Below are 12652 nucleotides of genomic sequence, written 5' to 3' on the forward strand. Positions count from 1 at the left end.
ATTTCCAGAGCGACAAGTTATAGGATTATTTTGGTGATTCGTCTATACTTTTCGGCGATTCGTCGGCAAATGGCGGAATATCCTACTTTTTAGTAAACTCTGTTGACTACATTTGTGTTAACCCGGTACTATTCATACCACTGCATTAACGAATGAAGCACGTCTTACAAGAGCGGTTCAGTTTACTTTTTATTGTTCTGAATTTACTCTTTTTTCCGGTTTTTGCGCAAACCACTTACAAAATCAGTGGCCGCATCACCGACGCCGGAACGGGAGTAGGCATTCCATTCGCCAATGTGGCCATCAAAGGCAAAACCGTTGGAACTACTTCGGACGAAAACGGAATTTACAGCCTTACTTCAACGCAAACCGGCGACTCGCTTCTCGTTTCCAGTTTAGGTTACCAAACCCGCGCGTACCCGATTCAGGTGGTGGCTTCCCAAACCATCGACGTCGTTCTGACCTCAACGGCAACCAAGTTACAGGAAGTCAAAATATATGCCAAAGGGGGCGATCCTGCCTACCGAATCATCCGGGAAGCCATCCGCCGACGTGACCAGTTTGACCCCGACCAGCTTACCGCTTTTCAGTACGAAAGTTATTCAAAAGTAGAGGCTTACGTCAATAATTTTGCCAATCAGCGCAAGAAAGGTCGTGGGCCGGGTCCGGTCGGGCGGTTGTTGTCCAAGTTACCGGCAATTTACGACAGCCAGGGAAAACCGGCGGTTCCGGTGTTTGTTTCGGAAACCTTTTCGGAATATTACCAACGTGCCAACCCGCACAAAACCAAGGAAAAAATCCTGAAAAGCCGCGCTTCCGGCGTTGGTATTAGCGATGGGGGCGTTTCGGCCCAGCTAACCGGTTCCTCCTTTCAGCAATATAATTTTTACCGCAATTACATCAATCTATTACGCAAAGACCTGCCTTCGCCTTTGGGACAAGCCTGGCAAACGATCTATAAATTCCGCCTGATTGATACCGTTACCGTCGGTGGTGTGGTGTGTTTTCAGATCGATTTTGAGCCCAAACGGCCGACGGATCTGGCATTTTCCGGCACGACCTGGATCGATACGACCCGTTTCGGATTGTCGCAGATCGACGCTAAAATTGACCAGCGCGCCAATATCAATTTTGTGGATGAAATCCGGATCGAACAGGAATGGGAGAATGTGGGTGACAGTACGCAGACCACGGCGGCCGGTGTTCGTCTACCGGTTTTGACCCAGTTGCTAATCGACACGGATGAGCCAACTCCGAATGCTCCGGGGGCGCTGGTTCGGCTGTATGTTGCGGCCCGAAACGTCAAAGTAAACCAGCCCCAGGAAGCCAAATTTTACGAACCGCCCCTCGAACTGGCTGAAAATTACAGTGAAAAATCACCGGCTTTCTGGCAGAACATTCGCCCCGAAGGACTGAGCCAGGATGAGTTACGCGCATTCACGATCGTGGATTCGGTGCGGAATGTGCCATTTATGAAGTTTCTGGGTGAAGTGGTTAACCTGACGATGGTGGGCTATTATCCCATTGGAAACATTCACCTGGATGCAGGCCCGCTGCTGAACAGCTACGCCTTTAACAACGTAGAAGGGCATCGGCTGCATTTGGGATTGCGCACCAATGCGGGATTCAGTCGGCGCTGGATTCTCGGCGGATATGTTGCCTACGGGACGCTGGACAAACAGTTCAAATACGGAATGAACGTAGATTATGTGATCCGGAAAAAACCGTATACGATTGCCGGTATTCAGAAAACCTACGATCTGGAACGTCTGGGAACCTCTGCCGAAAATCTGGGAGGAAGTTCGCTCTTTGCCGCATATACCCGATTCGGCACGCTGCGTCGCCCGTATATGCAGGAGTTTCATAACACATACATTAAGAGCGAGTTAGGCAAAGGGTTTACGCAAACAATCGGGTTGCGAAACCGCACGTTTGAACCTTTATTTCCGTTTGCATATAACGTGAATGATGGCGATAAAAAAACGTCCAGCTATTACCGAACCACTGAGCTGATGTTCGAAACCCGGTTTGCTCCGGGCGCGCTGATGGTTCAGAGTGACAACGACCGGTTTTCGGTAGAAGGCAGCAACAATCCGGTAATTACGTTCCGGTATCAACTGGGTCTGAAAAACCTCTTATCCGGCGATTTTGCTTACCAGCGCTTCAGTATGAATCTCCGGCATTCGTTCCGGATGGGTGTGTTGGGTCGAACCCGTTATCAGGTCAATGCCGGTTATATTCCGTCGACCATTCCGTATCCGTTACTTTACATACCGCTGGGGAATGAGACAATTTTCCGCTACGAGACGTCTTACAACCTGATGAATTTCTTTGAATTTGTGGCCGACCGGTACGTGGGCGTGATGGCCGAGCACAATTTCGAAGGTCTGTTTTTCAACCGCATTCCGGCCATCCGCCGACTGAAATGGCGGTTTCTTGCAACGGGCTCTGTGCTGATGGGCGGGGTCAGCAAGGAAAATACCGCGCTGATTCCGGCAACCAATGAAAACGGACAGGCGGTTTTGGGGTTCCAGTCCCTGAGCCGGGCACCTTATGTTGAAGTGGGTTACGGCATCGACAACATTTTTAAAGTCCTTCGAGTGGATGCCATCCACCGCCTGACTTACCGGAATAACCCGAACATTTCGACGTTCGGTATCAAGATTTCTGCCTGGGTGAATTTATAAAACCAGATTTACCAACCACTTTTCATCCCGCGAAACCAATCGCAGTTTTTCGGGTCAGGTATTTGTCATACCTTGCACCCGGTAACCATTTCCTATTAATCTGACAATTTTATGGCAAAAGCACCCGAATCGGAAGTAGCGGTTTTAAAAGAATTTATTGAAGCGAGTGGCATTTCTGCCACGGCGGACGAGCGCGGTTTTTATTATTCCATCCAATCTCCGGGTTCAGGAGAAAAACCAACAGTACGCTCCAACGTCACCGTTAATTACGAAGGCTCGCTGACCAATGGCAAAATTTTTGACAGCAATAAAAACATCAGTTTTGGGTTATACCAGCTCATTCTGGGCTGGCAGGAGGGGATTCCTCTGATTGCCCCCGGCGGCAGCATTACCCTTTATTTACCCCCAAGTCTGGCGTATGGATCACGGGCTCAGGGAGGCATTCCCGCCAATTCAATTCTGATTTTTAAAATTGATCTGATTCGGATTAATTAACAGCCGAAACGCCTTTTTTTCATTCAAATCCGAAAGGCCGTTGTCACAAACCGGGCGATTAACGCAACAGTTTGTTCGACAACGGCCTTTCTATATTTTCCGGTTTGCCGGACGAGTTCTTATACGATCAGCTTAGAAGGATTGATTCCCACTAATTCAATATCAAATATCAATTCTTCGCCCGCCAGCGGATGATTGGCATCCAAGGTTACGGATGTAGCGGTTACGTTCCGAACCACAACCGGAACGGCCTGTGGATTGCCATCCTGATGCATATTGAGCGTCAGGCCAATTTCCAGTTCAATATCGTCCGGAATTAAGGAACGGTCAAACTCAAAAATCATATCCTGGCTCGACGGACCGTAGGCGTCTTCCACCGGAATCCGAACGGTTTTGGCCTCTCCTACTTCCATTCCTTTTACTCCCTCGTCGAACCCTCTGATGACCATACCGCTGCCGACCTGAAACTGTAATGGCGACCGGCCACTAGAGGAGTCAAACACGGTACCATCGTTTTTTCTGCCGGTATAGTGCACCTGCACCGTATCACCCGCCTTTGCTTGTGCCATATTAAAGAGTTGAATTGTGTTCGGACAAAGCTAGCCAAACCCGTCGAAAGTCAGCCACGATTTGTTGATTATTTGAGGCAACGCACTTTTGCAATGATGGATTATGAACGATGAATGAAGAATAAAATCCATCGTTCATAATCCATCATTCATCACTTTCGTTAGTAGGCCCTGGCAAATACGACGCGCTGCTTCGATGGTTTGCCGCTGTAGATACACGTACCTTCTTCCGGTTCCGCATTCAGGGGAATACAGCGAATTGTTGCTTTCGTTTCCTCTTTAATGGCTTCTTCGGTCTCGGAGGTTCCGTCCCAGTGAGCCATCAGAAAACCGCCTTTTTCGATTTGTTCCTTGAATGCCTCGTAGGTATCCACGTTGAAGGTGTTTTCCGCCCGAAACTGCACGGCTTTGGCGTAAATGTTCTTCTGAATATCCTCCAGCAATTGCTGGATATGCGTAACCAGCCCATCAAACGAAATAGTTTCTTTCGTTTTCAGATCCCGACGGGCGATTTCTACGGTGTTATTTTCAAAATCCCGCATGCCCATCGCCAGCCGGACCGGCACGCCCCGAAGCTCATATTCGGCAAATTTCCAGCCGGGTTTGTTGGCATCGCTCGAATCATATTTGACCGAAATACCAGCTTTGCGCAGTTCTTTGATCAGCGGATTGATCCGTTCAGACAGTTGTTCGAGTTGTTCGTCGTTTCGGTAAATCGGAATAATGACAACCTGAATCGGAGCCAGTTTAGGCGGTAAAACCAGGCCATCGTCGTCCGAGTGCGCCATGATGAGCGCGCCCATCAGTCGGGTGCTGACACCCCAGGAGGTTCCCCAGACGTAATCCTGCTGGTTGTCTTTGGTCAGGAATTTCACATCGAAAGCTTTCGCGAAATTCTGACCGAGGAAGTGCGAAGTTCCGGCCTGCAACGCCTTGCCATCCTGCATCATTGCTTCAATGCAAAGCGTATCGTCGGCACCGGCAAACCGCTCATTGGCGGTTTTTGTCCCCCGAATAACCGGCAAAGCCATCCATTCTTCCGCAAATGTGGCATATACGTCCAGCATCTGGGCTGTTTCTTCCCGCGCTTCTTTCGCGGTTGAATGGGCCGTATGACCTTCCTGCCACAGAAACTCGGAAGTCCGCAGGAAAATCCGGGTCCGCATTTCCCAGCGAACGACATTGGCCCACTGGTTAATCAGCAATGGCAGGTCGCGGTACGACTGAATCCAATTTTTATACGTGCTCCAGATAACCGTCTCCGAGGTGGGCCGTACGATCAGTTCTTCTTCCAGCTTGGCTTCCGGATCAACGATTACCCCGGAACCATCAGCCGCATTTTTCAGCCGGTAGTGGGTCACCACGGCGCACTCTTTCGCAAAGCCCTCCACATGAGAGGCTTCTTTACTGAGGAAGGATTTCGGAATGAACAGCGGGAAATAGGCATTGGTGTGACCGGTTTCCTTGAACATATCGTCCAGGGCACGCTGCATTTTTTCCCAGATTGAAAAACCGTACGGCTTGATGACCATACAGCCCCGAACCGCCGAATTTTCGGCCAGATCCGCTCGTTTAATTAATTCGTTATACCACTCGGAATAGTTTTCGGAACGCGATGGAATTGCTTTTGCCATGCTGACTGAAATAAATTTTTGTTACGATTAAACCTTCACCTATAAATGTGGGTCTAATAATATGAGAAGCTTGCAAAGATAGGTTTTTCTGCTATATTTGTAATCAAACCGTCCTTTTGTAATCATTTGGCCGACTTTTGCGTTTTAATAACATAATTGGTCCTTTGAACCTTTTATCACAACAACACCATGAAAGTGCTTCATACCTGGAAATACCTGACTTTACTGGCAGCGGTGGGCTTTTGGGGCTGTAGCTCCAGTCGGCAAACCGCGCAGAATGCGGGTGAATTTGATGACCTCTACGGTTCATCATCCGACGGTTCCGTCATTTCAGCTCCAGCCAAGGAGAAACGACTGGCCGACCGCTCAGCAACCCAACGTTTCGACCGGTTTGGCGCGAACTCCAATCCGGATTATAATGACCAATCCACGGGTCAGTATAACGACGATGAATACTACAGCGAAGTTACAGCCCGGAAAGTAACCCGGGGTATTTCGCCCGATCCGGGCTGGAACACCGATAATTCTTATGCGACCGGTTTTTCGAACGGGTATAATTCAGCGCTGTTCAATTCAAGCTGGAATCGCTGGGGTTGGAACAGTCCCTTTTACGGTGGCTTGAGTATGGGCATTGGTCTCGGCATGTCATCCTGGGGTTACGGCGGTTTCAACAGTCCGTTTTATAGCCCGTTCTACAGTCCATTCAGCTACTACGGTGGTGGGTATGCGTATAGCCCATTCGGTTACGGCGGATACTACGACTCGTTCTATTCACCATTTGGATACGGCTACAACAGTTTCTATAACCCGTATTATTACGGGGGCGGTTATGGCCGCTCGGTGGTTGTCGTAAATAACTACAACAATCTTGGAGCAAACCGGAACGCCACCTACGGCGCTCGTGGTGGCAGCAGCCGGGATCGGTACAATGGTGATTTTGTTAACTCACCACGCAGTTATAATAACAACAGCGGTGGTCGTCGCTCGGGCGAGTTGAATTCTTCGAACAACAATTCGTATTACAGCCGTCCGAACAATTCCAGCGGTAATGCAACGAACAACGGTTCATATGGTGCAAGCCGTCAGAACAGCCGGTCCAGTGCCAGCGATTATTACTACGGTGGACCTACCAATAGCGGTCGGGCCAGCGCTAATTCAACGTATTCAGCTCCGAGCCACAGCGCTCCCAGCAACGCTGACTATTACGCAGCCCCGCGTCAGAACAGCCGTGGCAGCTATACCGCACCGGCGGAAATCAGCGGATCACGCTACAGTGCTCCCCAATATTCGGCACCGCAGCAATCACGCTCGTATCAAGCCCCAAACCATTCGTACCAGGCTCCGACTCGTACGTACGAAGCCCCGGTACAACGGAGCTACAGTCCGCCTTCACAACCTAGCTACAGCGCTCCCTCCCATAGTGGCGGAGGAGGTGGTGGTGGCTACTCTGGTGGTGGCGGTGGTGGTTCACGGGGACCCCGGTAATTAGAAGCAATTTCCCGCACTTAGCGGTCCAGATAGAAAATAAAAAGCCCGTCGGTGTTACAATCGACGGGCTTTTTCGTTGTATAATCGGGCCGGAATTGTCGGAAAGTCGATATAAGGATGTTTTTGATAGCGCTTTTAAACCAAATGCCCTTTTCAAGCATCTATAGCTCATATTTTGACTGGCAGACTTCTCTGGTTCGTAGTTTCCATTTATAGCAAACAACATCTATGAAAAATAGTATTTACATCGTGGGGCTGCTTCTTTACGCAGGCACCGCGTTCGGCCAGGCCGATATTTATGCGGGCGACGCTTTCCGCTATTCGGAAATAACGCAAACCGGAACGGCCCGGATGAGAGGGCTGGGTGGTAACCACGCCAGTTTGGGCGGAGACATGAGTTCCACATTTGGAAATCCAGCCGGTTTAGGTTTCTACAATCGCTCCGAAATCAGTATCAGTCCGTCGTTTAATCTGCTCAATTCCCAGGCTACGTATATTGGAACCCAGCGAACCAACAACACAACTACGCCGTTTATCGGTCAATTTGGCTTGGTTTTAGCCGGAAATAAACAGAATGAAAACCGACGCTGGCGCCGAACCGCTTTAGGGATTACGTACAATCGGCAGGTAAATCTGGCAAACAATTTTATTTTTGAAGGTCGAAATAACCGGAGTTCAATTATCGATTCATACATCGTTGATGCCAATGGTCGGAATCTGTCGGGAAGTCAGATCGACCAAGCCTACAATCAAAATACGAACGAAGCGGATTTCCCGGCTGCGGCTGCGTACCAACTTTATCTGATCAACGGCACCCCCACGAGTAATACTGCCGTAACCGGCCCTCCCTACTTTCGATACGATGCTTCGAGACCCACTCAACAAGTCAATACGTATGAATCTTCAGGAGCACACTCGCAATGGACCATCGGTTATGCCGGAAACCTGGACGATAAATTTTACATTGGTGCCTCGCTGGCCATCAGCCGTCTACGGTTCAATTATGAAAATGTGTATCGGGAAACCGTTGTAGGCGGTGCGGTTTTTAATAATTACAGTCAGACGGATAATTTCTCGGTTACCGGTAATGGAATTAATATTTCATTGGGAATGATTTATAAACTCGACCGAAATTTGCAATTGGGGGCCTATTTATCCACACCAACCTTCAGCAGTGTGAAAGAATCTTTTGAGCAGTCTTTGAAAGTTGATGTCAAAGATCCTTCGGTAGCACCAGTAACCCAGAACGAGGTTTTTGTGGTCCCCAATAATTTTGACTATTCGCTGACCACGCCCTTCCGGGCGTCCGGTGGACTGACCTATTTTCTGGGCTCGGGTCGGCTTGGCTTTATCACCGCAACCGCTGATTACGTAGGTTATGCCGGTATGCGGGTTACCACCAACGTTTATGACGCCCAGGGAAACACTGACTTTAAAAACGATGTCAAACGGGCCGTGCAGGGAACGTATTTGAATGTAGTTAACTTACGGGCCGGTGCAGAAATACGCGCGGGGCTATTACGGTTCCGGGCTGGAGTCGCCTATTTGCCGGATGCCTATAAAGAAAAGCTGAATAATATTGACCGGGCTAAAGTTCTGATCTCCGGTGGTTTAGGTGTGCGAACGGATCGTTTCTTTGTTGATGGCAGTGTCTCTTATAATACACTGAAATCGGCTTACACCCCTTATTCGCTGCCCAATGCATCGGATTATGCTTCCTCCCAGATCAGTTCCAAGCTGACAAACATTACGTTAACAGCTGGCCTGTTTTTCTAAGCGGTTTCCTCATTACCTGTGGGGCTTCCTGACTTTCGGGAGGCCCTTTTTGTATCCGAAAGGTCCTGGATTTCTAAGTACTTTCTGCATCCATATTATTTTTTGCTACCGGTATAATTACTTTCAGAACAATTCAGGGTGGATTCGGTTAAGGTTTAAGATGAGTAGCTCAAACGCATTGATTGAAGGTAAAATCAGAGCTTCCCAACTAAGTAATTTTCACTTTTCACTGCTACTTTTTTGAAAAAGCCCTTTACCACCACTTGTGAAACAGCCTTAGTCGACGGTTTAAAAGCGCAAAGCCGCGTTGCCTTTAGCCACCTATATGACCGATATGCCGCCACTTTGCTGAGCGTTATCGCCAAAATTGTCAAAGACGAAATCGAAGCGGAAGACTTACTACAGGATACTTTCGTTAAAGTCTGGAAGAACATTCACCGGCACGATCCGGCAAAAGGCCGGTTATTTACGTGGTTACTTAATGTAGCCCGAAATACAGCTTTTGACCACTTACGCTCAAACAAAAAAACCACCCACGTCGAGTTGCCTGTGGATGGTTATTTGCCCGGCTTAAGTGCAACCTTTAACAGCGTCGGTTATATTGGATTTAGTGATGCAGTTAATACAACCCTCGATCCACGCCATTGGCAGATCATTGAACTCATTTATTTTCAGGGCTACACCCAGTCAGAAGCCGCCCATCGACTTGATTTGCCACTGGGAACCGTAAAAACCTGGACCCGCCTGGCCCTGATTCAGTTGAGGCAAACATTCAGATGTGACCAGTTTGCGTTTCAATAGCAATTACAAAGCTACACCATCATTTTCCTGAAGCTGCATCTCCGGTCGCTTAGCCTGTTCTTTCAATTCCGCGAGCTTCTTCTTGCCGTACGCAAACCGCGTAATCACCACGAATAAAACCGGTACGACGAAAATAGCCAGCGAAGTAGCGGCAAGCATCCCGCCAAAAACTGTCCAGCCAATCGTTTTCCGGGCTACGGCCCCCGCCCCACTCGCAAAAACCAGTGGCAAGACGCCCAGAATAAAGGCCAGCGACGTCATGATGATCGGGCGCAGCCGAAGCTTGACCGCATCAAGTGTCGATTCCAGCAGATCCATCCCTTTATCGACCCGTTCTTTTGCAAATTCCACAATCAGAATGGCGTTTTTAGCCGCCAGACCAATCAAGGTAATCAAACCGATTTGCGCATAGACGTTGTTGCTCAAATAGGGAATCAGCGTCAGGGTTAAAATAGCGCCAAAAGCACCGATCGGAACGGACAATAAAACCGCAAAGGGAACCGACCAGCTTTCGTAAAGGGCCGCCAGGAACAGGAACACGAACAGAATCGACAAACCAAAAATGTAAACCGTGCTGGAACCGGAACTGATTTCTTCGCGACTTAAACCCGAGAAATCGTAACCATAACCCGCCGGAAGGACTTTATCTGCGACTTCGCGCAGAGCCTCAATAGCCTGCCCGCTACTGTAACCCGGTTTCGGACTACCGTTAATTTCAACGGAACGGAACAGGTTGTAATGCGAAATCAACGGGGCGTTTTCAATGACCTGAGTTTTAATGACCGTGCTGAGCGGCACCATTCCACCCGCCTGGTTACGAACAAAATAGCGATTTAACTGCTGAATTTCGGCGCGATACGCCGTATCGGCCTGCGCTACTACCCGGAATTTCCGACCGTAAACGATGAAGTCGTTCACGTAAATACTCCCCAGGTAGGTTTGCATCGTCGTGTACACTTCGCTGACGTTAATGCCCAGTTTCTTACATTTTTCCCGATCGACGTCCACCCGGAAAGCCGGAGTTTTGGACGTAAAATAAGTAAACGCACGGGCGATTTCCGGCCGTTTGTTGGTTTCGGCCAGGAATGTTTGCACCACCTTATCAAATGCTTTGACGTCATCCGTGCTTTCCCGCTGCTCGATTTCAAAGGTAAAACCGGCCGTTTGGCCCAAACCTGGAATGGCCGGGGGCGGAATTACCACAACGCTGGCTTCCTTAATCGAGGACAAGGCACGCTGGAGTTTTACGACAACGGAGTCGATTTGAACCGCTTTATCTTTCCGTTCGCTCCACGGTTTTAGCTGGGTAAAAACCGTTCCGCTGTTTGATTTACTGGAAAATGTAACCGCATTCAAACCTCCCAACGCAGAAAAGTGAGCGACATAGGGCTGCTTTTTCAGAATATCCATTACCCGGTTCAGAACCGCCAAACTACGGTTGGTCGATGCCGCTTCCGGGATTTCATAGGTAATAATAACCCGGCCTTCATCTTCCGTCGGAATAAAACCGGTCGGTTTGCTTTTAAACAGGAAACCGGTTCCGACGAACAAACAGGCCAGCATTACCAACACCAGGGGCGATGCCTTGATGAGGCGGTTAACGCCACCGCCATAGGCATTAGCCGTGCGTTCGAACCACTTGTTGAACTTGAAGAAAAACCAGTTCAGACCTTTCGATTTCTCGTTCATCTCAGTCGGTTTCAGCATCAGGGCGCACAACGCCGGAGTCAGCGAAAGAGCGATAAAAGCCGAGATCAGCACCGAAACGGCAATCGTAATGGCGAACTGCTGGTAAAGCCGCCCGACAATTCCGGGAATAAATCCTACCGGCACAAACACAGCCGCCAGGATCAACGCGATGGCAACAACAGGCCCCGAAATATCGCGCATGGCTTTTCGGGTGGCTTCTTTCGCCGATATTCGCTCGGTATCGATGTAGTGCTGAACGGCTTCGACTACCACAATGGCGTCATCGACTACGATCCCGATGGCCAAAACGAAGCCGAACATGGTCAATGTATTGATTGTAAAGCCGAGCGGGATGAAAAAAGCAAACGTCCCGAGAATGGAAACCGGAATCGCCAGAACCGGAATCAGAGTCGCCCGCCAGCTTTGCAGGAACAAAAACACCACAATAATAACCAGGCCAAGGGCTTCCATCAGCGTTTTCACCACCTCATCGACGGATACCTGCACCACCGAAACCGACTCGAACGGCACTACATAATCGATATCGTTTGGAAACGACTCTTTCAGTTTATCCATGGCCGCATAAACGCCTTTGGCCGTGGAAAGGGCGTTACTGCCGGGTAACTGGTAAAGCAACAGGTACGCTGCCCGGTTTCCATCGACAAACGAGTTGCTGACATAACTGAATTTGCCCAACTGCACCCGGGCCACATCTTTCAGGTACACGATGGAACCGTTTTCGGGTTTACTCCGGACCACGATGTTCCGAAAGTCTTCTTCCTTGCTTAACCGGCTATTGGTAAAAACCGTGTATTCGAACGATTGCGAAGATTGCTGCGGAGGGGCGCCCACCGAGCCAGCTGCAACCTGGAGGTTTTGCTCCTGCAAAGCTGATACGACGTCGGCGGGAGTCATCCCTAACTGGGCAATTTTGTCGGGTTGTAACCAGATCCGCATACTGAAGTCATCCGCGCGCGAGAAAATATCCCCCACCCCTTCAACCCGCAGTAAGGCGTCCCGGATAAAAATATTGGCGTAGTTATCAAGAAATGAAACGCCGTGGGTTTTGTTGGGCGAATAAATGGCGACCAGCATAAACAGACTCGGGTTTCGTTTCCGAACAGTCAAGCCGAGACGCGTTACTTCGGAAGGCAACTGGGGTTGAGCAATCCCAACCCGGTTTTGCACATCGAGTGCGGCAATGTTTACATCCGTACCCACGTCGAAGGTTACGTTCATGGTCATCCGCCCATCGCTGGTGCTGTTGCTTTGCAGATACAGCATATTCGGCGTTCCGTTCACCTGCGTTTCGATGGGTGTTGCCACCGTTTGCTCCACCGTCTGGGCATCGGCACCGGTATAGGTTCCGGTAACCTGCACCACCGGGGGCGTAATGTCGGGGTATTGGCCAACTGGCAGCTCCAGAATAGCCAGAATCCCGAGCAAAACAATGACAATAGAAATGACAATGGCCGTTACTGGCCGGTTGATGAACGTATTGGCAAACATATGT

The 12652-nt window shown here is 49.5% G+C and carries 8 protein-coding genes; 5 read left to right on the forward strand and 3 right to left on the reverse strand.

Translation table 11 applies throughout. The annotated features are described in order from the left end of the window. Positions 1–152: 152 nt before the first annotated feature. Together GJJ30_RS20780 and GJJ30_RS20785 are read left to right on the forward strand one after the other, a co-directional pair. Complete coding sequence (locus GJJ30_RS20780) at positions 153–2687, forward strand: DUF5686 and carboxypeptidase-like regulatory domain-containing protein (RefSeq protein ID WP_154177114.1); 2535 nt, start codon at positions 153–155, stop codon at positions 2685–2687. Positions 2688–2798: 111 nt separating this feature from the next. Next, entirely contained in the window at positions 2799–3182 is a 384-nt protein-coding gene (locus GJJ30_RS20785; protein ID WP_154177115.1) for an FKBP-type peptidyl-prolyl cis-trans isomerase, read from the forward strand. A gap of 119 nt (positions 3183–3301) precedes the next feature. On the opposite strand, the gene GJJ30_RS20790 is transcribed toward GJJ30_RS20785, so the two are convergent. Together GJJ30_RS20790 and proS are read right to left on the reverse strand one after the other, a co-directional pair. Further along, positions 3302–3751 (reverse strand): FKBP-type peptidyl-prolyl cis-trans isomerase, encoded by a 450-nt coding sequence (locus tag GJJ30_RS20790; RefSeq protein WP_154177116.1) that lies wholly within the window; start codon positions 3749–3751, stop codon positions 3302–3304. 161 nt (positions 3752–3912) lie between these two features. Continuing rightward, positions 3913–5385: a proline--tRNA ligase gene (proS, locus tag GJJ30_RS20795; RefSeq protein ID WP_154177117.1), complete on the reverse strand. Its 1473-nt coding sequence runs from the start codon at positions 5383–5385 to the stop codon at positions 3913–3915. 189 nt (positions 5386–5574) lie between these two features. Between proS and GJJ30_RS20800 the strand changes: the two genes are divergently transcribed. From GJJ30_RS20800 to GJJ30_RS20810, 3 genes are all read left to right on the forward strand, one after another. Further along, positions 5575–6870 (forward strand): hypothetical protein, encoded by a 1296-nt coding sequence (locus tag GJJ30_RS20800; protein WP_154177118.1) that lies wholly within the window; start codon positions 5575–5577, stop codon positions 6868–6870. 231 nt (positions 6871–7101) lie between these two features. After that, the gene (locus GJJ30_RS20805; protein ID WP_154177119.1) at positions 7102–8649 is read left to right on the forward strand and encodes a hypothetical protein; all 1548 of its coding nucleotides are present in this window, start codon (positions 7102–7104) and stop codon (positions 8647–8649) included. A 240-nt stretch (positions 8650–8889) separates the two neighbouring features. Further along, a complete protein-coding gene (locus tag GJJ30_RS20810; RefSeq protein WP_154177120.1) occupies positions 8890–9450 on the forward strand; it encodes an RNA polymerase sigma factor in 561 nt (186 codons plus the stop codon). Positions 9451–9453: 3 nt separating this feature from the next. On the opposite strand, the gene GJJ30_RS20815 is transcribed toward GJJ30_RS20810, so the two are convergent. Continuing rightward, on the reverse strand, positions 9454–12648 hold the full coding sequence (locus GJJ30_RS20815; protein ID WP_154177121.1) for an efflux RND transporter permease subunit: 3195 nt from the start codon (positions 12646–12648) through the stop codon (positions 9454–9456). Between the last annotated feature and the right edge of the window lie 4 nt (positions 12649–12652).

This window comes from Larkinella terrae, assembly GCF_009668025.1.
Lineage (GTDB): Bacteria > Bacteroidota > Bacteroidia > Cytophagales > Spirosomataceae > Larkinella > Larkinella terrae.